This is a genomic window from Rhizobium deserti, assembly GCF_004358025.1.
GTDB classification, from domain to species: domain Bacteria; phylum Pseudomonadota; class Alphaproteobacteria; order Rhizobiales; family Rhizobiaceae; genus Neorhizobium; species Neorhizobium deserti.
This window is the reverse complement of the sequence record NZ_SMTL01000012.1, coordinates 1-22984: the sequence shown is the minus strand read 5'-3', so window position 1 is coordinate 22984 and position 22984 is coordinate 1. Positions and strand designations below refer to the sequence as shown.

The following is a 22984-nucleotide window of genomic DNA, read 5'->3' as shown; positions in this document are numbered from 1 at the left end:
CGGAAGTTGCCCTCGACTATCGTCATGCCGCGAGTGACCAAAGCGTCGATGGTGACGGTGATCCGGAGGTCCCTGCCAATCCGATTGGGGTAAAGCGTCCCCCACGAAATGGTGGAGATCGGACAGACGCCGTCCCAGCCGCTTCGATTGACAGCGACATCGATGACTACTCTGATCCTTTTGGAGCTCGTCTTCCGCAAGGTCTGTCACCGGTGCCGCCATTTTGGCGGCTGAGGCAGCGGTTCGCCGGAACCTATGATGAGGAATGGGTGGCTAACCGCCATCCACGGCTGCCCGCTGATTTCGATTATCGCTTTTATCAGTCGGCGCATCCCGACCTAATTTATCCAGGCTACCTGAGAGGCGACGAGACCGCGGAACTTGCTCGTCTGACGCCGGGCGGCGGCACGCTGCGTTTCACCTTACCCGGCATCCAGCCATTGGCTCGCTATCGCTGGCGTGATGGCCGCGAGGTCACGCTGCGTATGAACCTCGACGGATTGCATATCGACCTGCGAACGGCGCCCTATACTGTCGACATCACGTGGCGTTCGTGGCTGCCGATCTGCCCGAACTTCCTGTGCATTGAGCTCTCAGCGGAGCCGTTGGCGGCAATGCTAACTTCGGATCTGCCGCGCCCGGCGCTCAACGGGCTCAAGGAGGAGGTTGTATGAGCCTTCATCCCCCGCGCGAAGGCAGCCGCGCCACCGGCGAAGGCGTCATCATCTCGAAATACCCCGACGTTTGTCGCTCTCCGACGGCGCCCGTTCCCTACACTATTGTCGCTTATCAATCTGATGACGCCAACACCGCCTCGAGCGTATTCATGACGGGTCAACGGGCGCACAAGCAGAATTCGATCGTGACCCGCTGCACCGGCGACGAACCGGGAACCGGCCTGGGGGTGAAGTCGAATACAGTCTCCTCCATCTGCCATCGCAAAGAACACTCGAGGACGGTTCGCATCGAAGGTCAGTGGGCGACCCGGCATGACGACGAATGGTGGATGAACAACCGGAACACAGTCGGGAAGCTTGTCTGGCCGAAGCATAACCTGTCGTTCAGCCCGACGCCGCCGATCGAGTACGCGGCTGTTACCGGTTCGGGCACAGGTGCCGCTACGGGAAGTGGCCCAGTGAGACTGGCCTTTGCCAATACCGGTTCGATGAGTGATGCGGCACCCATCGGGATGGGCGGCAACAATGCTGGAGGTCAAAACAGGCTTGCCTTTTTGGACACAGGGCAGTCGGGAACTCAGACGGCACCGCAAACTCAAAGCCGGCCGACCCCCACCAGAAGGCCACCACCGCCGCCGCCGCCAACCGGATCTCGTTGGTGGAAGATATTACGCTGGTCACGACGTGGAAATCCGTATTTGAACGCACTTGAACTGTTCTTTCAACAGAACCCTGCGTATTTCGCAGATATGCCCGTGTTTACGGACGCCGAACGCCAAATCATTCGTGAAGCCCAAAGGGCAATCGATAATGGGTCTGACCCTCAAGAGGTTCGTCGTTGGGCGCGTCAGCAGGTGGATGCTGAGCGGCGGCGGGTAGAGGAGGAAACACATGCACCTCCGGTTCCAAATGCGCGTACAGAAGGGAATGTAACAATTAAGGGACGCCGGCGGCGGCGGCGGAACTGCCGGTTGCGAAAGTATAGCGAAGGTTGCGCTGATGCCATGCCGTACTCGACACCGCACCACGTCGTCCCGGACCGCGCTTTTCGCGAGCCGGGTAGCAAGAAACTTTATAATCCAGGTCTCTCACACGGTGATGGCTACACGATCTGCGTCGATGGCGGAACACCGCGGTTCAGTGGGGCGAATGCCAACGAACACGGCATGATCCACGCGATATACGACGCGCGTGAGCGGGCGCTGGGGCAGGCGGGCAGCCCGCCAGGCACAGCTCCCCTGCAGGAACTGGAAGTGGCAGGTGTCCAAGCGGCTTCCCAAGTTACAGGCTGTAGTGCCGTCGTGATGTTGCAGCAGCTTCAGGGCTACCATCGCAGGCAGGGGCTGCGCGGTGACATGCGGTTTAGGGCGACGAAGACCGCCCCGTGGCCCAGCCCGGTCCAAATCGGTAATGGTAGTGGAACGAATGGTTTGTAAGGAGCAAGTATGACGACGCCAGGCACCCCGATTTCCCTCGGCAACGGTTGCGCGGTGTCAGACCGCTTCCTAATCATCGTCGGCTTTCCGGATGAGACATCGGGCTCCGACACACCGGTCAGCCGGATTTTCTATCTCAACCTCGACAGCCAAACGCTCTTCACTTATCAGGATTGGGTAAGTGAAACGATTGTTTCCGCATGTCTCCGTCGTCCCATCGGCTCCATCTTGCGCGCCGGTTGCTTTTTGTCGGAGGAGGGCAGGGTCGAGATCATTAATTCAATCGAGCATCTGAGCGAAGCCGTGGATGACCGAGCTAGTCCTCACGGCTCTCTCCGGAGCCTTCATGAAGCCGGGCAGACCCTGTTTGCTTGCGGCTTCGGTGGCCAGTTCTACAGGCGCTCTTCCGGCGGGTGGGAGGCCGTCGATGGAGGGTTGCGCGACAAAGCTGAACAGAACATGCGCAAGGAACTTGGGCTCGGCGAATTTGAGAGTGACGCGCCGCTCGGTATCGAGGACCGACTTGCACTCAGTAACCGTAGCCCGGACTTCACGCGTGTCGAGGGATTGTCGGAACGGGACGTATATGTGTGCGGCCTGAGAGGGCTGATCGGACATTGGGACGGATCACGCCTGGAGCTGCTCGCATCTCCAACGGATGAACATCTGCTTGACATCCACAGCGTAAGCGCGGACAGGGTGTTAATCGTCGGCTACTACCAGACGCTCCTGATTGGGAGTGCCAGTGAAGGCTTCTCCACCGTTCATGAGTCCGACACGGCGATCACCTTCTATTCTGTCCGGCAATTTCGTGGCGAGATCTATGTCGGGACCACGTCCGGGCTCAGGAAGTTCAACGGCAGGAGCTTCGAGGTCGTTCACGCTCCGTCCGCGGGATTGGATGAAACAAGTGTAATCCAGCAGATAGACAGCGTTTCTGATGACTGCCTTTGGATCATCGGAGATCGCCACATCGTCCGGTATGACGGCATGGAGTTCAAAAGGATCGAGCATCCCGACAATCAAGGGCGGCACTGATCCTGTGTGAGTTAGTCCAGCCGGGCGAGAACACTCTCGAGATTACCGTCAGCCGAAGTTGGTCCTTCAAAATGTCCCTTCGCCCGTATCTGGAACTTGTTGAGCAACACAGCGCTCCTAATGGTGGTCCGGTGCCGTTGCACGAGATAAACAGCTACCGCGGCCGTCTCCCTGAGGGGCTATTGGAGTTTTGGGCTAAGTACGGACGGGGCATATGGCCCGGTGGACGATCGCAACTTTGCGATCCTGCTACTTTCGCTCCCTTACTGGAAGAGCTTTTTGAGGGCGATCCAGAATTTCATGCGGAGGACTTGTTGGTATATGCGATGGGCGCGTTCGGCAATTTGCACCTGACGGACGGGAGCATGAGAGCCATCTTAATCGACGTCAACTACCGCTTTTTTACGGTGTAGCCATTCGAGGGTGAGGGCCAGGACGCCGATCTGGATTTCCACCTGGCGAGAACGATCCTTCTGGATTTTGGCGACCTTCCGGAATGGACCGATGACGAAGAGAACGACATGTTTCCGTCCGCCTTCGCCGAGCTTGGGCAGGTCGCGCAGGGTGAAATGTACGGCCTCTTTCCTGCGTTGGCCGCCGGAGGCGACAACATCGCAGAGAACCTTAAGAAGGTGTCCGCTCCAGAGTATCACTCGTCCGTCAATCATCTGGATCCACTCAAATATCATGACTGGGACTTCGATGGCCCCGCAGGCGCTAGGGTCATCGGAAAGGCTGCACAATCGGCCATCCCCATAATTCTGCGAATGGCGGAACTGGAGGGCGCCACGCATTTGAGGGATGTTCACAGGTCCACGTCGATGGCTGCATCTACACCGGACCCGGCTCGCTTTCGTTTGCTGAAAAGCTGCGGGATCTAAGCGGGCGTGTCGTGGTGCCGACAACACTTAATTCGATTTCGGTCGATCAACGACGCTGGCGCTCGCAAGGTATCGATCCCGTGCCGGCCGCCGCGGCGCGAAGGGCCGTACCTTTGGCGTTCTCTCCTCCCGTTGAGAGGAAGAGCAAGTCGGATCCGTTAAAATCGAAGGTCGCCAGATTACCGACCTCGAGCGCCTCACCGCGAAACATCACTAGCCCCCCGGCGGATGCCGCCGAGGCCAGAGGAACGAGCCGTTTGATTGGAACCGCGCGCTGCTCGAGGATACGCAGCATCTCGGAGCCGACGTTGTCGGTAGCGCCACCGACAGCGACAGTGAATGACATGATATTTCTCCGGAAGTTATGGGTTACGCTCGTCCGCGAAAATTGACGAGAACAACGCCTATTATGGCGACGGCTCCCCCTGCGAGGGTGAATATACCCGGCAGCTCTCCAATCAGGACAAATGCTAAGCCTGTCGCGATGGGTGGCACGAGGTAGAGGAAATTTGCCGCTCGGGCCGCACCAAAATATCCCAGAGCATATGACCAGGCAGCATAGCCGAGAGCTGCGGGAATAATGCCCAGAGCAGCAACGGACCAGGTGGCCGTAGAGCTCGTCGTATCCAAGAGGACCGCATGAAGCGCCTCTGGCAGCCATGGCGTCAGCAGGAGCGCGCCCGCAAGCAAGGTATAGGCGGTGCAGGTCAATGCACCGTAATGCGGAACGAGTGAACGTTGGAGAATAAAATAAACCGCCTGACACATGGCCGCTGCAAACACCAAGCTTGCGCCGGCTCCAAAGGAGAAAGAGCCGTCTTGGCTAGAAGCGATCAGGCCAATACCAGTGAAACTGATAGCGGTGCCGATCCATCCCCAGCGATTGAATCGCTCGCCGAGTATCAGCGCCGCCAGAACTGCGGTGATGATAGGGACGGTGTTGACGATAAAGCTGGCAGCTCCCGCTGTGACCGTCTGCTGTCCCCCATTCAACAGAGCGTTGTAGAACGCGATACCGACCATGCCGCAAGCGCCGAAACGCAGCATGTGGGGCAAGGTCGGACGAGCTGGCCTCTTCCATAGAAGCCACGCGGTTACAAGCAAGCTCGCGACAGCAAAGCGCGCCGCCGCAAGAGGTAAGGGGGCGAGATCGCGAAGGGCGACGCGGATCAGCGGGAACGCCGATGCCCAAGCGAGAATTGTGAAGGCAACTGACAACGCAGCGAGCACAAGGGTTCCCGATGCAGGAGTGCGCAAGGGTGGTGGAGGAGAGTGAGGTGAAGTACGCATGCGACGGTTATGCACGACGTCTCTGCATTGACATACAGCGCTGTTACTTGTTCAGCTTTGAGCATGGATCAAAGGTTAAACCTACCTACCAGTGACGTCGTTCATCCTCCCTTGGCCAGCCTTGAGGTTGTCCGAGCGGTGGCACGGCACCAGTCTCTCACAGCCGCAGCGATTGAACTTGGATTAACGGCTGGAGCTCTAAGCCGCCGGGTTGCCGCCCTAGAGGCATGGCTTGGCACCCCACTGTTCGAGCGACATGGGAGGGGAATGCGGCCAACGCCGGATGGGCAGCGGTTCTTGTCGAGGATCGAAGACGCCTTCGCTTTGATCGCAGCGGCGGCAGACCCTTGGCGAGGGCAAAGAGGGTCGGACGTGGTCCGCATCAGCGTAGTCCCGGCCTTTGCTCGGATGTGGCTGCTACTGCGCTTGCGTCGGCTTGAGCTTGGACCGGATGGTGGGCAGGCACTACGGGTAGACGTAGCGGTCGACTATCGTCACGCGGATGTCGAGGGCGGAGAGGTGGACGTGGCCGTCCGGTATGGGCGTGGAACATGGAAGGGGGTCGTGTCCGAGCCATTGATGGAAGAAAGCCTTGTCCCTGTTGCACACGCGGACTTGGCGGCTCGCCTTGGGACTGATGTCGCACCGACCGACCTGCTTCAGCAAACCCTGCTCTGCGACTCTGACGCTGTCGCCTGGCGTGAGTGGCTACGTGCGCATGCGGTGGAGAGGTTTCGTCCACGCCCGCACGATCGCCGCTTTGAAGATTATGGATTAGTCCTTGCTGCGGCGCAGGCCGGCCTGGGTGTTGCACTTGCCCGTGTTCCGTTTGCAGATGCTGCCGTAGAGGAGGCGTTGCTGACGCGATTAAGCTGTGTGGCGGTGCCAAGTCCACTGACGTACCACCTGGTCACGAGGCAACGCGAAAGCCGGCCTGCCGTGGTGGAGCTCTGTCAGCGGCTAAAAGCGTTAGCGAAAGAGGATGGCTCCATACGTTCTAACGCACCAAGAAGCGACAGCGTGCAGCGGTGATGATGCTACCCTTCTTAAGAATTGATCCATTTTTACGTTTCGTCGTGATCCACTTGCGCCGGGATAAGATTGTTGTCGGACAATTCGCTGCACCGATTAAGTGGGCTAACCTGAAGTAAAAAGCGGCTGAAATCCTGCTGAAACTCAACAAGTACCGAGAGCAAGTAGACGAAACGCTTCTGGCTGCGGCTTTAACTGCCTCACTTTTTCGGTCCGCTCAGGCAGCCCGCAAGCGATCTACGACGTAGGTCACACCCTAATTTGGCCCTCATCGCTACCGTCCCAGTACCGGATAGACCTGGCGTGGACCTTGATCATCACAATGCCCGGGGTATCAATCCCGTCTGGAAAATATCTATCTGGTCCAGTGGTCGGCAAACGCCGACTTGTCTTCGATCAGGGATGCTAATCCCTCGACACTGACGAATAATGGCGACCCTCCCAACATGCCGACCGCTCCAGTGTAGGTCAGGCTTACCTTGCTGTCGGCTCGAATTTCGGCAATCTTCCGCGACTGCTCATAGGCGAAAAAGTAACTGTCGCCGTCGTACTCGACGTCGCCGTTGTTGCTCATCGGGCGAGAGGTCTGGCCTCCGCCGACTGAAGCCGTGTTCAGCATCGCGAAGTCAAGCTTCGCCATTTTCTTGGACAGGTCGTGTAGCGTGAGTTCAGACATATTTGCTCCAAAGATGTCTAGGAAGGTATAATCGCGTCATCATCAGGCACCAAAAAGCCCGCTCGACGCGGGCCAGATGATCAGGAAGTCCGGGTGCAATTAGGCTTTGTCCACGACACTTTTTACAGCATCCTTGGTATCGCCTTTTACCTGCTGAGCATCGCCTTTGGCCTCCTGTGCGGCGCCTTTGGCTTCCATGCTGTGGTTGTCGGTGGCATCGCCAACAGCTTGCTTCGCTTGACCGGTCAGCTCATTAGCCTTGCCGGTAATCTTGTCGGATGTCGAACCCATGGCAGTCTCCTTTTCTCGCGGCACGCACGGTCTTAAAGTCGCTATCCGGTCAAACGCCGGGGAAGTCCATCATCAGCCTTTTAGCGATCCGCTTGTATCTACAATGCTTAGGAACGGTCATCGTTCCGGTTAAACCAGCGAGCCACGCATATGTGGCTGGCTCTACAGACGATGATCAGAGCCGGCGCGGCGAGATCGCCTATCTCCGTCTGCTCTCGCCGACCTTGCGAACTAGTTGGATGAGTATGAACGAACCTAAAGAATGCTCCGGCTACAGACCTGCGCTAAAGTCAGTGCTCAATCTGATGCCTCTTTCATGGTCCCAACGAGGTAATCGATCATCGCTCGGACCCTTCTGGGCATCTGCCGCTGTGACGGGTAGACGATCTGGATTGGAAGACTTCCAGCGTCCTGCCCGTCAAAGATTTGGATCAAGCTGCCGTCAGAGAGTGCCTGACGAGCGTAGATTGCTGGGGTCTGGGCAATGCCTATTCCTGCTACGGCTGCGTCAATCATTGCCTCTCCATTGGTGAACGTGGCCACAGCTTGGCGGGGATCTATCGTGATCTCCCGCCGGGCCGCCCGGTACGTCATTGCGCGCGTGCGACCATTTCCGCTCACGAAAGCCAGAAGACGATGATCCTTTAGATCTTCGATCCGACCCGGCATGCCGGTCCTCTCGATATATCGAGGAGAAAGATAGGTGCCGAGCCGGATTTGGCCGAGCGGCCTGGCGATCATCTCGGAATCTCTGAGGTGGCCGACGCGGATGGCCATGTCTACGCCTTCGGCGATCAGGTTGACGTATTGGTCATGCATACGCAGTTCAACCGTCAGTTTGGGGTGGCGCTCCATGAAGACCGCTAGGTGGGTCATGAACTGCGAGCGCCCGAGACTGGTAGGCATGTCAATGCGCACTATGCCCTTAAGTTCACCGAGCTCGCGGCCGACCTTCGCCTGCATGTCGTCAAGTTCGGCGAGCCATTTTTTGGCGTGCCCGTAGAGCTCGGCGCCTTCGTCCGTCAGAGAGACGTTACGGGTAGTGCGGTGCAGAAGGCGGATTCCGAGTCTTTCTTCAAGCCGACGGACGGATTTTGAAATAGCAGATGGCGCCTGCCCAAGGGTTTCGGCCGCTCGCACAAAACTCAGCGTTTCTGCGACGCGGAGGAATTCTTCAAGGCCAACGAGCTTGCTCAGCAAACGGTCATCATGCTTCATCGGGAAATAGTCTCTTCTCGTTTATGATGTTTATAAGCAGATTTGCCTGTATTAGAACCAAAAGATCGAACGGCAAGAACCGAAGGACCGCATCATGAAAGCTGTCATAGCAACCGAGCAGGGCGGAGCCGAAGTCTTGCAGCTTGCCGAGGTTCCGACGCCTGAGCCGCAAGCTGGACAAGTCAGGGTAAGGATCCTGGCCAGTGGCCTCAACCCAATCGACACGAAGGTCCGCAAGGCGAAGCTGCCGATGACGCCCCGCCAATTCCCCGCCATCCTGCAGACAGATTTTGCGGGAGTTGTCGACCTGGTGGGACCAGGGGTTACTAAGTTCAACATCGGCGATGAAGTGTTCGGTTTTGCCGGTGGTTTCAGCAGCCCGAACGGAGACGTATCCGGAAGCCTTGCGGAATATGCCGTCTATGACCCGGCTTTCATTGCCCGAAAGCCCGCCAACCTCGACTTCCACGCTGCAGCGGCACTTCCACTGGTGGCAAGCACAGCCTGGAAGGCACTGTTCGACAAGGCTCGCGTCACGCCCGAAAGCAGGGTCTTGATCACTGGGGGAGCGGGAGGCGTAGGACTCATGGCTATTCAAATGGCTGTGGCCGCAGGTGCATACGTCGTCGCAGTTACGCGTTCCGCTGAAAGCACCGAGGTCGCAATGGCGGCGGGCGCACGTGCTTGCGTCGATCTCTCCAGCGCAGCGGCTGCCGACATTGTCTCCACGCACACAAATGGGCGCGGCTTTGATGTGATCTTCGATACTGTAGGTGGAGCGACGTTAGACGCTGCGTTCCAGATGATTAAGCCCGCGGGGGACATTGTCACTGTCGTCGGAGCGGCATCACACAATCTGGCGCCGCTTTATCTCAAGGGTGCTAATCTGCACATGGTCCTGGTGCTGTTACCGATCATGTACGGCATAGGCATCGAGCGGCATTCCGAGATTCTGGAAATCATTACTACCTTGGCGGAACAAGGAAGACTGGTGCCGCGCCTGGACAGCGAGCGGTTTGGTCTTGCCGATGCAGCCGCCGCTCATGCAAAGCTTGAAGCTGGGCAGGCGAAAGGGAAGATCGTCATTGATGTCACGGGCTGAGGCATCCTGCCGGGTCACGATCAAATCATTCGGCGCCGGTCAAATTCAGCGGAGGATCCATCTGTAGCAGGCCTCGCTGCTTGGCACGCGGCCTACTCGTGAGGTTGCTCGAGCAGTGGCAAACGCAGGCGCGCCCAAGCAGATCGAAACCTGCTTTATTCGTCGTTGCAGCGACAATGCAAAACCGCTTCATAAACTGATACCTTGAGCGCCTAAAAGCGGCCAAGTTAATAGGCCACTACGGACGCTGCCACTTGGTGGGAAACCTTTGCGGGAACTCGGTTCTCGTCGGTTGCCCCATGTCGACCGACTTCGCGTTTCCGCCCGCCACGACCGTCGCATCTTCAATACTGATCACCTTGAGGATTAGCTTGAGGTAGCTGGTTGCAATATCACGATCTCGGATAAGAGAACCCTCTGCGACCTTCCCCAAGTATTATCCAGTTCTGAGTTCGCTCCAGCGGTTTTGGGTTTCTGTATTCTGGGCGGTAGGGGCGTGTTGCGGTGCAGAGCCGTTCCGGCTGCGCACCACCGCATCACGTCGCGGGTTGATGGTCTGAGCGAACTCGGCTGGTGTGAGCCAGCCGAGGCCGGAGTGTGGTCGATGTTCGTTGTAGTCGTTGCACCAGCTTGCGAGCGTTGACCGGGGCTGGTTCAGGGACGAGAAGAGCGTCTCGTTCAAAAGCTCATCCTGCAGCCGCCCGTTGAACCTTTCGATAAAAGCGTTCTGGATCGGCTTGCCAGGCGCGATGTAATGCCATTCCACCTTGGCGAGATCCGTCCATTGCAGGATCGCGTTGCTGGTGAACTCGCTGCCATTGTCGCTGACGATCATCCTCGGCTTGCCGCGCTCCTCGATAATCCGGTCAAGCTCCCGTGCGACGCGAAGACCGGAAAGCGATGTATCGCCGACGAGCGCCAGGCACCCCCTCGTGCAATCATCGACGACGGACAGAATCCGCAACCTGCGCCCATCGGTGAACTGATCCGACACCAAGTCCAGCGACCAGCGATCATTGGCCACCATCGGCACCAGCATCGGCGCTCGCGTCCCTATCGCTCGCTTGCGACCGCCGCGATTGCGCACCGTCAGTTTCTCCTCCTGATAGAGCCGGAAGAGCCTCTTGTGGTTCACGAGGTGACCCTCCCGCCGGAGCAGCACATGAAGGCGTCGATATCCGAAGCGGCGACGTTCATGCGCCAACGCCTTCATTCGCTCGCGAAGCTCATGATCATCGTCGCGCCTGGTCTCGTAACGGACCGTCATTCGGCAAGAATTAATGGCTTTACACGCCCGCCGTTCGCGCATCTCATGATGGCTCATCAGATGCGCGACAGCTTTCCGCTTGGCCGGGCGTCACCACTTCTTTCCCAAAAGGTCTTTCAAGGCAGCATTGTCGAGCATGGCATCCGCCAGAAGCCGCTTCAGCTTTGTGTTCTCGTCCTCCAGCGTCTTCAGCCGTTTGGCTTCCGACACCTCCATGCCGCCGAACCTCGCTTTCCATTTATAGATACTGGCATCGCTGACGCCGTGTTTGCGGCAAAGCTTCGAGACCGGCGTGCCAGCCTCGTGCTCCTTCAAAATGCCGATAATCTGCTCGTCGGTGAAACGCTTGCGCTTTATCCTCTGGTCCTCGATGGGCAAGAGCTTGCTTCAAAAGGGCTTATTTTAACGGGGCAAGGTCAACTCCGCCCTAACTTCGGTTTCACTCTCATCCTAGCTCCCATCGACGCCGGCGAGCCGATCCACCAGGGTTCCGGATTCTCCCGTGTAACTGCTCACATCTAACGTCACCATATCGCGCCCGGCCATCTGGGGGTGTTCAGCTATAGCCTGTGTGAAGGCCATGCCCTTCATAACGGAACGCTGCGCGGCTTCGTACAGAAGATGATGTGCGTGGTGGCGGCCAATGCGGTCCGAGAGCTGCATCATGGCTGCTTCGGAAACGATCAAGCCATTTGTGATCTCGGCGTTCCGGCTCATGACATCGACATGCACATCCAGGCCGTCGATCAGTCTGTCGAGCGTGGCTGCAATCGAGGCGCCGAGGATCCCGACCTCGGGAATTGCAACGTCGCTAACGTTCGATGCTGAAGAATCGCCCTCATCCATTCGCACCATTGAGCCGACGACAAGGGGAAGGCGCGCCGACATCATGCGGCAAAGGCTGATCAGCATAAGAGCGGCAGAGGGGTTGCGTTTCTGCGCCATCGTCGAGCTACCGACCTTGCCCATATGGAAGGCTTCTTCGATTTCACCGATCTCAGTCCGCTGCATGAAAACAATATCCTGCGCAATCTTTTCAGACGTGCCTGCAAGAAGGGCGAGGGCGCACACGTAATCGCTGACGCGGTCGTAAGAGGACCGCATCGGCAAAATTGCGGGTTCGAGGCCAAGGATGGCTGCCATTTCGGCCTCTACGGCCGGTCCTTGTCCACCCATGGCCGCGAATGTTCCGATCGCGCCGCCTAAGCTTGCGACGAAGGAGGACTTCAGCCGATCCTGCAAACGCTGACGATCTCGGCGGACCTCTTCCAGCCAACCCGTCACTTTGAAGCCGAACGTCATCGGCAGGGCGTGCTGACCGTGGGTCCGACCGGCTTGCAACGTGTTACGATGGTTGGTCGCAAGTGTTGACAGCGCGATTTCGATCCGGTCGAGGCTGCTATCGATCAGGCCTTGCGTTGCCTTCATTTGCAATGACGCGGCCGTGTCAAAGATGTTCTGCGTCGTCGCACCCCAATGGATGTATCCGGCAGCCGGCTCACCAGTGAATTCCTCCAACTGGCGGAGCACCGGAACAAACGGATGCTGGGCATGCGCAATCTCGCGGCTCAGCCGTTCAGTATCGAAGCGCTCATGACGGCACGCTTCTCTGATGACAGGCGCTACGTCGGCTGGAATGACACCGAGTCGAGCTTGCGCGTCCGCCAAAGCAGCTTCGACATCCAACCAGGCCTGGAGGGTTTGAATATCGCTCCAGATATCTTTCGCTTCGGGACTGAACCAGTAGCGGGTGATGAAGGAGTCGAACATTCCTACGGTCATGATACGTCGATTTCCTGACAATAATGAGTTGGCGCTCCGAACGCATCGGAGCGCTGTTGCCTTCACTCTATCGAGATCGCCGAATCCTGGACGATCTGGCCATAGACTTCGGCTTGCTTTTCGATAAATCCGGTAAAGTCACCCATCGGCAAGGGCGAAGCTACGAAACCACCGTCGGCCAAGCGCTTCTTGACGTCTTCATTTTCGAGCGAAGCGGCGATCGCGTCGCTGATTGCTTTGGCCGCAGCCGTGTCGGTACCGGCTTTGACGAAGATGCCCTGCCAGAGAGGGAGCGCGAGTCCATTGAACCCTTCGATCTCCGTCAGGGCTGGGACTTCGGGGAGGGCGGCCGAGCGCTCTGCGCTGGTGACTGCGAGAACGCGGACTTTTCCTTCCTTCACGAACGGAAGTGCAGTCGATGTCGTGAAGACGGCCGAGTTCAAAAGTCCCGCCAGAATGTCGTTTGAAACCTGAGCGCCGCCACGATATGGCGCGTGGAGCAGCTTTACGCCTGCACGATGGCTGATCATCTCTCCCACGAAGTGCTGGGCAGTGCCGATTCCGGGCGTGCCATAGGTGACGGATTCAGGGCTCGCTTTTGCCGCAGCGACCAAATCCGCCAAGGTCTTGTAGGGGGAGTCGGAGGGCACGGCGATCGCCATGGACGTCAAAGCGGTACGGCCAACAGGCAGCGTTGCTTCTTTCCAGTCAATGCCGACCGACTTGTTGAGCATTGGTACTGCGACAGTGTCATGGCCGCCGTAATAAAGCGTCGCGCCATCTGCCTTGCCGTTGACCAGTTTCTGCAACGCGATCATTCCGCTGCCGCCGGTGGCATTCTCGACGATAACCGACCGTCCAAGCTTCTTGGAGAGTTCTGACGCCACCACGCGGGCAGCGTAGTCGGCACTTCCGCCCGCTGAGTAGCCTACGAGCAGGGTCATCGGACCTGAACTCTGGGCCAATGCATCCAAAGGCATGGTAGTCAGTGCGGCCACAGTGGCCAAGGCAGTAAAAAAGTTGCCTCGGAACATAAAAGCCTCCCTTTGGTTATCGGCAATACAATTTGTATTGCGTCAGTTTCCTCGAAATGATAATTACAGTAGGCTTTAAAACAGCTCAAGCGGTAAGAATGAAATAATTCTTGCCAAATTGTATTATATTGTATTAGGGGATTGTTGCATGGGAGAGACAAGCAAGTTACAGGCGTATCTGCGATCCGTCGCATTGGCGGCCGAGGAGGGCGATCGCTTACCCACTGTGCGAAAACTGATGCGCGATTTCTCGCTAAGCCAGCAGGTCGTCCAACGTGCGATCAATGATTTGAAGACAGAAGGGCTCATTGATGCCCATGTCGGTCGCGGAACTTTTTTCACAAAGAACAAGCGCGCTGAAGGCGGCGAGTCTGTGCCGAGCCCGTCTAGCAACAAGCATGATAACGCGCCACGCAGCGTCATCATGCTTCGCCGCTCGTCCAGTAACCTACGCGGCAGAGTGGTGCTTGAATCCTTGCAGCATCGCTTGAACAGTGATGGCCATGTCACGCTCGAAGTCGGCTATTCCGACCCCGAGCATGCCAAACAGGTGCTCCATACGCTCCCTCGTTTCGACGCCTGCATTGTCCAAAATTCTTTCGACATCATGCCTGTGGAGATGATTTCTGCCATCCGTCGCAAGACCGACACGATCATCGTTGACGGCGCTTGGTTGGTCGGAACGGATATAGATGCCGTTGGCTTTGAATGGGGCCAATCCGTCGAAACTGCCGTGCGCCGGTTGGTGAGTTCAGGGCACGACTGCATCCACTACGTCACCACTGCGAGCTTTTTCCTTGCCAACGAGATGGGCCTCCATCGATGGCGCAATCTTCGCAAGACCGCGGAACTGGCTGATGTCATTCGGCGCGAGTTAAAAATCGCAAAGCTGCCCGCCAAAGACTACGAGGAGGCGGTCGTGGCTGCACTTGTTTCGGCGATGTCTGAAAGCCACAACTACCGTGCCCCGGCGGCCCTGGTCTGGGGCGTCGAAGATGGCGCCCGCTTCAAGAGCCTTTTGGAGCAGGAGGGGCTGGCAGTGCCTGCCGATCTTTCCGTGATCTTGCTGGGCCGCACCGATCTCGATTCAGAGACGGGCGGCTTCTTTCAGATGATCGGCTACACCACGACTGACCAGGTCGACGGCTTATACGACCGTCTCATCGAGCGTTGGCAGAAGCGAAAAGAACCCTACGGGCTGCGGTTACTGGCGATGAGAGAGCGAGAGGGCCTGTCTGTCGGTACCCACCGCTCAGGGGAATAAACCTACTATCAGGAGAATGAGGAATGATCCGCATACGAGGAGAGAAGGACCTTGGGATAGGGGCAATTTACCTCGCCTTAGGATTGGTCGGTTTCATCGTCGCCCGAAGCTACAGTTTTGGCACCGCCGGCCGCATGGGGCCGGGTTATTTCCCGACGATCATTTCGGCACTCTTGATTATCTTCGGCCTCGTTACGATCGCCAAGGGTTTCGTGCGCGATGGCGAGCGGATCGGCACAATCAATTGGAAGGGCCTCACGCTCGTCACGCTCTCGGTCTGCGCCTTCGGCTTTTTGCTGGAGACTGCCGGTTTGGCGGTGGCTTTGACGGCTTTGATCCTCATCAGTGCGGCTGGCAGCGAGAGATTTCGGTTGGAGATGAAACCATTGATCGGTCTCGTAGCGATCAACATCTTCTGCCTTGCCGTTTTTGTTGGGGGCCTTGGTCTTCCCCTGCCGATCGTCGGCGAATGGTTCAAGTAGGGGTTCCGAACATGGACATCTTTGCAAATCTTTGGCTTGGCCTCTCAATCGCTGGTACGTTCTATAATCTGTTCTACTGCCTCGTCGGCGTGTTCCTGGGAACAGCCATCGGCGTACTGCCCGGTCTCGGTCCAGTGGCGACTATCGCCATGCTGCTCCCTATCACGTTCGGGCTTCCCCCTGAGTCTTCGCTGATCATGTTGGCCGGAATCTACTACGGAGCACAGTATGGCGGTTCGACAACTGCTATCCTTGTAAACCTACCGGGGGAGCCTTCCTCAGTCGTAACAGCCCTCGATGGTTACCAGATGGCCCGTCAAGGTCATGCCGGCCGGGCGCTATCGACGGCCGCCATCGGATCGTTCATCGCGGGAACCCTCTCCACCATCCTGATCGCGGCGTTTGCCCCGGCGCTCGCAGCAGTTGCCTTGCAGTTTGGTCCCGCCGAATACTTTTCGCTGATGGTCCTGGGGTTGATCGCCTCGATTGTGATGGCATCCGGACAGCTTCTGCATGCTCTCGGCATGATCCTTGTGGGACTACTGCTTGGAATGGTCGGAACCGATGTCAATTCCGCGGTGCCACGATACACGTTCGGAATGACTTCGGTAGCCGACGGACTGAACTTCGTGGTGATAGCCATGGGTGTTTTCGGGCTTGGCGAGATCATCGCCAACCTGGAAAACGAGACCGATCGCTCAGTCATGACCAAGAAGGTCACCGGCCTCATGCCGACCAAGGAGGACTGGAAGCGAATTATCGCCCCCATTCTTCGCGGGACGGCTCTTGGCTCGGTTCTCGGAATTCTTCCGGGCGGCGGGGCAGCTCTTGCTTCATTTGGATCCTATGCTCTCGAAAAGAAGATGTCGAAGCATCCTGAGCAATTTGGCAAGGGCGCTATCGAGGGCGTCGCTGGTCCAGAGTCCGCCAATAACGCTGGAGCACAGACTTCGTTCATCCCAATGCTGACGCTCGGCCTGCCTTCAAACGCAGTGATGGCGTTGATGATCGGCGCAATGATCATCCAGGGTATCCAGCCAGGACCGTCAGTTATGACGGATCAGCCGGAGCTTTTCTGGGGACTTATTGCTTCCATGTGGATCGGCAACCTCATGCTGCTGGTGCTTAACCTGCCGCTGATCGGACTGTGGGTTCGCATGATTGCCATCCCATACCATTTCCTCTTTCCAATCATCATCGTGTTCTGTGCGATCGGAGTGTTTAGCGTCAACAACAACATCTTTGACGTCTACGGGATGGCTGTGTTCGGCGTGGCTGGCTACATATTTAGACGGCTCGATGCTGAGCCGGCGCCGATGTTGTTAGCGTTCATTCTGGGGCCCATGATGGAGGAATTTCTGCGCCGGGCACTTCTCTTTTCGAAGGGTGACCCAATGGTACTTGTGACACGACCCGTGAGCGCAGGGCTGCTTCTGGTGGCCGCCGTTCTTCTGTCTGCAGTTCTTCTGCCAGCCATCCGCCGTGGCCGGAAGGTAGCATTCCAAGACGATTAAATGCAGCGTCCACTTGTTTGCAGGCGGTCGAGCCGGAGAGCCTACGGGACTCGTGCTACTCCAGGCGCCTGGAATCAAGCCGGCACTCGGCCTGTCCAGACGCTTGGAGCTCAAATGGCCATAACGCGGAAATAATTTGTGCTACGACACCACCTTCTCGCTGCAGCATGATGCACTCGACAGCTTTGCGCCCCCGTTCCGGTCACAGGGATTGTCAGACCGTTTCCGAAAAGCAGACATCGCTTGAACTTTGTCCGCATGGCCGCCATGCGCTGCAGATTAGCCGCTGGACCCATCCGATATTGATGCGTGCTTGCCTTAAGCCCGGTGCTCAAGTGACTTCACTGTTCCTAAGACGTTTCAAATGTTATCTTGGCGTAGGCACCTCCGTGCGGGTTGTTTCCTACATCCAACCGCGCATTGTGACCTTCCGCGATAGCCTTGACGACCGTAAGACCAAGCCCCGAACCGCTTACACCACGACCGTTAAGCCTCTCGCTTCTCCAGAACATATCGAAAGAAGAGTGCTGCACCGAGCCCGGTATTCCTGGACCTTTGTCTTGAACAGAGATGAATGACCGCCCGTCCTCATCCATACCAGTATAGACATCGATTGGACCGCAATTACCCGCGTATCGTCGCGCATTTTCGAGCAGAGCCAGGAGAGCCTGGCGGAAACGGTCGGGATCGATTTTCGCTGGCGCGGGCTGAAGGTAAGTTCTGTAGTCGACGGCGTCGCTTGCAGAAGTCTGCAACAGGGACACCGTGTCAGAAACATGCAGAGCCAAGTCAGTCACTGTTGTTGCAATAACAAAGTTGGCGGTGCCCGCCAGAGAAAGGGTATTGAGCTGGTCCACGAGACGCGACATGCCCTGAGTTTGCACCAGCAGCGCTCGCAGCTGTCCCTCGCTGGCAGCAATGACACCGTCGGTCATGCCCTGGAGATTGCCCTGCAGCACGGTCAGGGGAGTACGCAGTTCGTGGGCAACCGCCCGCGTGTTGAATTTGAGGCGGGTCTCCAGAGCGAGTAACTCGCCGGCCATGCGATTGATTGTTATCGCAAGTGTTTCGACTTCTTTTGTTGCACCAGGTTCTACAGTGACCTGAAAATCGCCTTGGCCAATCTTCTCCGCGGCCGCAGTCAGGCGAGTGAGCGGCGCCACGAGCCGATAGGCCAAGACCACCCCGATTCCGCTTGTGAAGACGATCAGCACAAAGCCCACACCCAATACACCCTCGACAGGTGATGTTTCTGCGGCTTCCTCGAGTTGCGGATAGAGCGGCGCGAGTGCCGCCAGAGCGTTTGCATCAGGGATTTCGCCATTGCTGATGCTCACCCAGGCCCTTCTCGCATCAGGCGGTAACGCATCGAGTGCAGATACTTCAGCGTGATCAGTGTACCAGTCGACCAAGATGTAGAGCAGCGCAATTGTTATCAGCTGAATGACCGATACAAGAGCGGCTGTCATTGTTGAGAGGGTCGGTCTAGACACCTGCTGACCTCGCAAAACGGTATCCTATACCCCGCACTGCGACGATGTACCCTTCTTGGCCGCAACTCGCCAGCTTTCGTCTCAGATTGGCGATATGGGTATCGACGGTTCGGTCCAGCGCATCACTTTCGGGCATGCACGCGTCCAGCAGCGATGCTCTTTCGAACGTCTTGAAAGGAGATCGAATAAAGCAGACCAGAAGGCGAAACTCCGTTGCAGTCAGCGGCAGTTCAATCCGGCCCTTATCGGTCGATGCAACCGCAATGTGCGAATCCAGTTGCACTTCCATCCCGTCGTGTCGGATCACCTCGCTGCCGGCAACGCCTCTGGTACGCTTCAGGACCGCTCCCACACGGGCCACGACTTCCTGTGGGTTGAACGGTTTGGTGACGTAGTCGTCAGCGCCGAGCTTCAGGCCGAGCAACTTGTCCGTACTGTCATCCATGGCCGACACGAAAATCACCGGCACAGCGGAGTTTGCCCGGATCTTCGCGAGAAGATCGAAGCCATCGATATCCGGCAGGCCGATATCGAGCAATATCAGGTCGGGCTGTAATCGCTGCAGATGGGCGAGGGCCGTAAGGCCCGTTGATGCCTTGGTCGTCCTGTAGCCCGCCCTCGCGAGATATTTGTCCAGAAGAGTGGCTATCTCTTCGTCGTCTTCGACAACCAGCACGAGAGATGAAATCATAGGCGAACTCACTGACCTTGACATGCCCTTCTCCGGTTCTCGGTCAAATCTTGACAATCCGGCGAGAGAACGTGGTCCTCAACGAGGAACCACCGATGAGCGTAACTGATCTCGACAACGTTCAAAACGCAATTTCAAAAACCGCGAAGGGCAAAGCATGCCATTTGCTTTCACAGGCGCTTCTGCTTTTGGGCTTCGTATCCCTTATCTTTGCGGCGATGCCGGAACTTGACCTGATCGTCAGCCGTTTTTTTTGGCAGCCGAGGACTGGCTTCGATTTCAAGGAAAACGGCCTCCTCATCGCATTTCGTGACACCAACAGGTTTTTGCCTTGGGTCGTGATAGGAATTGCAACGGCGCTGTTAATCCCCAATGCATTCCTCAGGAACCTGAAATATCCGCTTGCACCCCACAAGTTGCTGTTCGTGCTGACCTTCTTTGCAGCGGGGCCCGGGCTGGGCGTTCACCTGATCAAGATGCTGGTTGGTAGAGCGCGTCCCAGAGCACTTGAAGAATTTGGCGGCAACGCGCTCTTCACCCCTCCGTGGGAGCTCACCGACCAATGCGCAAGAAATTGCTCTTTCATATCGGGAGAGGCGGCAAGCGCCTTCGCGCTGCTCACACTCGTCGTGTTTATCAACCCCAGATACCGGATACTTTATCTCGTAGCAGTAGGCATTGTTGCGGCAGCCTTCTCATTCAACAGAGTGATATTTGGCGGCCACTTCCTGTCGGACGTGGTTATCGCTTGGAACCTGATGTTCGTTCTGGCAGTGCTACTCTGGCGATCGTTCTCGCGAAACGCGCCGCAGATCGACGCTATATTCACCAAAGAAATTCGTCGACGGTAGGAGCCCTGCTTAAGATCCTTGGACAGGGTGCGGCTTGGATCATAGCCGAGATTGGGATCTTCCGCTTCGCGCCTGCATTTCAGACGTTAGGTGCACTCCGACGATGCCCCAAAAGCTGTCGCTCCGCTAACAAGCCAGCATCGGCAATATGGGGTGGAGAGCGGACTGCCAGGTTTGGTGTGCATTTGAGCTAAACAGCCATCATGTCTTGGCTAATGGCTGTTCGCAGGCTTGGCCGGTTTGCCGATGGCAGTACCCAGACCACCGCATCTAAGGACGCAGACGCTTGGTGAAGCGATTGATGTCGAGCGACGCGAAGCTGAAGCAGAAGGCCCAAGGGACCATAACGTTAGAGGCAGTTCTACGAAGTGCGCCATGTGCGGTGAGTACCGCAATCCTCGCAAGGAAGCCGCTAGCGCGCCCCTGTTGTATCCCCACGTAGGTGGCAGCGGCACGGTATCGAGCTAGGCCTTCGGCCATTGAACCGTGGCGCCGGTTCATCACTCCTGTCATGGCGGCCCTACGCGACTTCCTTAAAGTCGACGCCAGATTCCTGCAGCCTGGTGAAAAACCGTTTGACGTTAGCAAAGCCCTTTGAATCGAGAGCTACCGTGAATCTGACACGTTCTTTTGCACGTGAGAGGGCAGGGGCAGAGCTTCGAGGACATCGCCAAGTCCGAAAGTCTTTCAATGCGTCGGGTGATGCAGATCATCGATCTCGCCTTCCTGGCACCAGCGATCGTCCAATCGATCGTGACAGGTGATCAGCCGCTGGGTCTCACCACCAAATGGCTCTCCGGCAACCCAATGCCATCCGACTGGCAAGCACAGCGCCAGATCGTTTCCACGCTCTGAGCGCAAATCACTTTCCACATCGGACGCGTGATCAGGAGCAGATGCGGCGTTCTCAACCTGTAAGTTTCGAAATGGCTATCAGAGACTAGGGCCCTAAGATGGCGCCACATCAGTACCAGCACCGGTCTCACGAACCTCCACACGCGCACAAGCCGCTGAAATGACGCGTGAATTCGGCATAAAGTGCTAGCGTGCGGGGGAGACTAGGGAGATTGGCTGTGGATTTATTTTTTCGCGTGTGTCCCTTGCCGTCCAATTAAAGGAAATCGGCACGCGCTCTGGAAGAAAATCTCGTGATTTCAGCAAGATAGAATTTTGTCCAGCAGATGGCGCTCTTCAAACCTATGAAGTTAAGCTGCTTCAGCATGGCGAAATCCGCACCCTCCGCGCGGATTTGCGGATGTCTTATAATCGAAAGCGGTCAGAAATTGCAGTTACGCGGTGGAAGATTGTCGTCTCGCGGCTTCCGATTGCGGTTAGCCGGGGTCGGATTGCAGTTGCACGACGTTACGTGGTCACGCGCAAACGGGCAGCGCCAATCTGGCTCCGCGCACAACAAAGGTTCGAAGGCTGGCGAGTGCTTATGACCTCGTTCACGGCAGTGGCGTTTGGCCGCCTGGGCATGGCCAGGTGTCGGTTCAGCCTTAAGGCTCGTCATGAGGAATGGTCGGTGCCGGCTTCAAATCCTCTTCAAAGCCCGAGTGGCTCAAACCCTGGAAAATCGCATTCTCGGTGCTCAGCGCGTGTAAAATAAGCTTTTCGGTGGTGAAGCGAGGCTACCGCGCTGACCTTGCCCTTCCTCTGGTATGGCATTCAAATTTAAAAGCAAATTCTGCTGAATCAATAAATTCGAAGGTGGTTCTGGCGCGGAAGATCTCACCGTCACTGCTGCGCGAGAGCAAGTTTGATCGCGCCTAGTAGAAAAAATTACTCCAAATATGCAGATTCTTGCCCCGTTTCGACGTTTCGCATTTGAACAGTCTTAAAACTCCTTTCAAAAGGTGTTTGAAGCCCTTTTAAAGTCTATATAAGCAATGCCTTAAAAACCTGAAACACTTTTGCTTTCGCTCTTCGGCCGATTGCGGCGGGTAGGTGCAGGCGGGTAACTTCTCTTCAGCGGCGCCGCACTGAAGTTCACCGACTACCCCATTCAACCCCCATGGAGAGTGCATATGCATCCGCCAAACGAACAGTCGTGCCCGCTCGACAGGCTCATTCCCTACGCCAATAACGCACGCACGCATTCGAAGAAGCAGATCAACCAGATTGCTGAAAGCATCAAACGCTTTGGCTTTTGCAATCCGGTCCTCATAGCCGAAGACTTTACCATCATCGCCGGCCACGGCCGTGTCCAGGCGGCGAAGCTGCTCGGTATGACCGAAGTGCCAGTTCGGACGCTGTCGCATCTGTCGCGCGATGAGGTGCGGGCTTATATCCTGGCCGACAACAAGCTGGCGGAGAACGCCGGTTGGGATCGCGATGTTCTTGCCATCGAAATGCAAGGCCTCATCGAACTCAACTTCGACATCGAGCTGCTCGGCTTTTCCACCACGGAAATCGACTTCACTATCGAGGGCGAGCAGAGACCGACCTCAGCCAAGGCTGATCCGTTGGACGCGGTCGAGCCGCTGGCACCTGGACCGGCCGTCAACCGGGCAGGGGACCTGTGGCAGCTTGGTCCGCATCGTCTCCTATGCGGTGACGCTCGATCTCGCGAAGACGTATCGCTGCTTTGCGGAGCTAGTCCCGTCGCATTGCTGTTCACCGATCCGCCCTACAACGTTCCGATCGCCGGCCATGTCAGCGGCCTCGGCCACGTCAAGCACCGCGAGTTCGCGGTGGCATCGGGTGAGATGGACGAGGCCGCTTTTACCGGCTTCCTCCGTGACAGCCTTGGTGCCGCGGCAAGTCATCTGCGAGATGGTGCCATTGCCTTTGTTTGCATGGATTGGCGCCATATGGGCGAACTACTGGAAGCTGGCCGCACAGTGTTCTCTGAGTTCAAGAACCTGTGCGTCTGGAACAAGACCAATGGCGGCATGGGGTCGTTCTATCGGTCCAAGCATGAGCTGGTCTTTGTCTTCAAGAAAGGTAGCGCTCCGCACATCAA

Annotated in this window: 21 protein-coding genes and 3 pseudogenes; 14 read left to right on the top strand and 10 right to left on the bottom strand. The window is 57.1% G+C overall.

Translation table 11 applies throughout. The annotated features are described in order from the left end of the window. From E2F50_RS22640 to E2F50_RS23750, 6 genes and pseudogenes are all read left to right on the top strand, one after another. Positions 1-674 (top strand): DUF2169 domain-containing protein (locus E2F50_RS22640; RefSeq protein ID WP_133318454.1); only part of this gene is annotated, 674 nt, incomplete at its 5' end. Then, positions 671-2113, top strand: coding sequence for a DUF4150 domain-containing protein (locus tag E2F50_RS22635; RefSeq protein WP_133318453.1), 1443 nt, complete (start codon positions 671-673; stop codon positions 2111-2113). The genes E2F50_RS22640 and E2F50_RS22635, both read left to right, overlap by 4 nt. 9 nt (positions 2114-2122) lie before the next feature. Next, the gene (locus tag E2F50_RS22630) at positions 2123-3151 is read left to right on the top strand and encodes a hypothetical protein (RefSeq protein ID WP_133318452.1); all 1029 of its coding nucleotides are present in this window, start codon (positions 2123-2125) and stop codon (positions 3149-3151) included. A 71-nt stretch (positions 3152-3222) separates the two neighbouring features. Further along, positions 3223-3564 carry a GAD-like domain-containing protein gene (locus E2F50_RS23760; RefSeq protein ID WP_133318451.1) on the top strand — a complete coding sequence of 114 codons (342 nt, stop codon included), beginning with the start codon at positions 3223-3225 and terminating at the stop codon, positions 3562-3564. 108 nt (positions 3565-3672) lie between these two features. After that, a complete protein-coding gene (locus E2F50_RS23755; protein WP_425375418.1) occupies positions 3673-4032 on the top strand; it encodes a T6SS immunity protein Tdi1 domain-containing protein in 360 nt (119 codons plus the stop codon). Beyond that, positions 4014-4076: pseudogene (locus E2F50_RS23750) on the top strand (hypothetical protein); the annotation flags it as partial. The gene E2F50_RS23755 and the pseudogene E2F50_RS23750, both read left to right, overlap by 19 nt. Before the next feature lie 2 nt (positions 4077-4078). On the opposite strand, the gene E2F50_RS22610 reads toward E2F50_RS23750, so the two are convergent. Next, on the bottom strand, positions 4079-4378 hold the full coding sequence (locus E2F50_RS22610) for an aspartate-semialdehyde dehydrogenase (RefSeq protein ID WP_133318450.1): 300 nt from the start codon (positions 4376-4378) through the stop codon (positions 4079-4081). 23 nt (positions 4379-4401) lie between these two features. Next, positions 4402-5262 (bottom strand): DMT family transporter, encoded by an 861-nt coding sequence (locus E2F50_RS22605; RefSeq protein ID WP_245515567.1) that lies wholly within the window; start codon positions 5260-5262, stop codon positions 4402-4404. A 69-nt stretch (positions 5263-5331) separates the two neighbouring features. Between E2F50_RS22605 and E2F50_RS23745 the strand changes: the two genes are divergently transcribed. Then, positions 5332-6354 carry a LysR substrate-binding domain-containing protein gene (locus tag E2F50_RS23745; protein WP_425375417.1) on the top strand — a complete coding sequence of 341 codons (1023 nt, stop codon included), beginning with the start codon at positions 5332-5334 and terminating at the stop codon, positions 6352-6354. Positions 6355-6603: 249 nt separating this feature from the next. On the opposite strand, the pseudogene E2F50_RS22595 reads toward E2F50_RS23745, so the two are convergent. The 3 genes and pseudogenes from E2F50_RS22595 to E2F50_RS22585 all read right to left on the bottom strand — a co-directional run bounded on the left by E2F50_RS22595 (position 6604) and on the right by E2F50_RS22585 (position 8539). Next, positions 6604-7030, bottom strand: a pseudogene (locus E2F50_RS22595) (pyridoxamine 5'-phosphate oxidase family protein). A gap of 99 nt (positions 7031-7129) precedes the next feature. After that, the gene (locus tag E2F50_RS22590) at positions 7130-7321 is read right to left on the bottom strand and encodes a CsbD family protein (protein WP_133318448.1); all 192 of its coding nucleotides are present in this window, start codon (positions 7319-7321) and stop codon (positions 7130-7132) included. Positions 7322-7618: 297 nt separating this feature from the next. Then, entirely contained in the window at positions 7619-8539 is a 921-nt protein-coding gene (locus E2F50_RS22585) for a LysR family transcriptional regulator (protein WP_133318447.1), read from the bottom strand. Between the two features lie 136 nt (positions 8540-8675). On the opposite strand from E2F50_RS22585, the gene E2F50_RS22580 reads away from it, so the two are divergent. Next, positions 8676-9641 (top strand): zinc-binding dehydrogenase, encoded by a 966-nt coding sequence (locus E2F50_RS22580; RefSeq protein ID WP_161974339.1) that lies wholly within the window; start codon positions 8676-8678, stop codon positions 9639-9641. 436 nt (positions 9642-10077) lie between these two features. Here the strand turns inward: E2F50_RS22580 and E2F50_RS22570 are convergent. The 3 genes and pseudogenes from E2F50_RS22570 to E2F50_RS22560 form a co-directional block, all read right to left on the bottom strand. Then, positions 10078-11265, bottom strand: a pseudogene (locus tag E2F50_RS22570) (IS3 family transposase). 93 nt (positions 11266-11358) lie between these two features. Beyond that, positions 11359-12690, bottom strand: coding sequence for a class-II fumarase/aspartase family protein (locus E2F50_RS22565; RefSeq protein ID WP_133318445.1), 1332 nt, complete (start codon positions 12688-12690; stop codon positions 11359-11361). 62 nt (positions 12691-12752) lie between these two features. Then, on the bottom strand, positions 12753-13634 hold the full coding sequence (locus E2F50_RS22560) for a Bug family tripartite tricarboxylate transporter substrate binding protein (RefSeq protein WP_245515565.1): 882 nt from the start codon (positions 13632-13634) through the stop codon (positions 12753-12755). Positions 13635-13872: 238 nt separating this feature from the next. Here E2F50_RS22560 and E2F50_RS22555 point away from each other — a divergent pair, with 238 nt between their 5' ends. Genes E2F50_RS22555 through E2F50_RS22545 form a run of 3 tightly spaced genes read left to right on the top strand, consistent with a single transcriptional unit; the run spans position 13873 to position 16984 of the window. Continuing rightward, positions 13873-14988, top strand: coding sequence for a GntR family transcriptional regulator (locus E2F50_RS22555; protein WP_133318443.1), 1116 nt, complete (start codon positions 13873-13875; stop codon positions 14986-14988). A 23-nt stretch (positions 14989-15011) separates the two neighbouring features. Beyond that, on the top strand, positions 15012-15470 hold the full coding sequence (locus E2F50_RS22550; RefSeq protein ID WP_133318442.1) for a tripartite tricarboxylate transporter TctB family protein: 459 nt from the start codon (positions 15012-15014) through the stop codon (positions 15468-15470). An 11-nt stretch (positions 15471-15481) separates the two neighbouring features. Continuing rightward, positions 15482-16984, top strand: a complete 1503-nt coding sequence (locus E2F50_RS22545) for a tripartite tricarboxylate transporter permease (protein ID WP_133318441.1) — start codon at positions 15482-15484, stop codon at positions 16982-16984. Positions 16985-17334: 350 nt separating this feature from the next. Here the strand turns inward: E2F50_RS22545 and E2F50_RS22540 are convergent, their stop codons facing one another. Together E2F50_RS22540 and E2F50_RS22535 are read right to left on the bottom strand one after the other, a co-directional pair. Then, positions 17335-18321, bottom strand: a complete 987-nt coding sequence (locus tag E2F50_RS22540; protein ID WP_161974338.1) for a sensor histidine kinase — start codon at positions 18319-18321, stop codon at positions 17335-17337. A 148-nt stretch (positions 18322-18469) separates the two neighbouring features. Continuing rightward, entirely contained in the window at positions 18470-19168 is a 699-nt protein-coding gene (locus E2F50_RS22535) for a response regulator transcription factor (protein WP_133318439.1), read from the bottom strand. Between the two features lie 95 nt (positions 19169-19263). Here E2F50_RS22535 and E2F50_RS22530 point away from each other — a divergent pair, with 95 nt between their 5' ends. From E2F50_RS22530 to E2F50_RS22520, 3 genes are all read left to right on the top strand, one after another. Continuing rightward, positions 19264-20019 (top strand): phosphatase PAP2 family protein, encoded by a 756-nt coding sequence (locus E2F50_RS22530; protein ID WP_133318438.1) that lies wholly within the window; start codon positions 19264-19266, stop codon positions 20017-20019. Between the two features lie 702 nt (positions 20020-20721). Then, the gene (locus E2F50_RS22525; RefSeq protein ID WP_202615502.1) at positions 20722-20874 is read left to right on the top strand and encodes a hypothetical protein; all 153 of its coding nucleotides are present in this window, start codon (positions 20722-20724) and stop codon (positions 20872-20874) included. A gap of 1172 nt (positions 20875-22046) precedes the next feature. After that, positions 22047-22984, top strand: a 938-nt coding sequence (locus E2F50_RS22520; protein ID WP_133318437.1) for a site-specific DNA-methyltransferase, incomplete at its 3' end; no start/stop codon positions are given.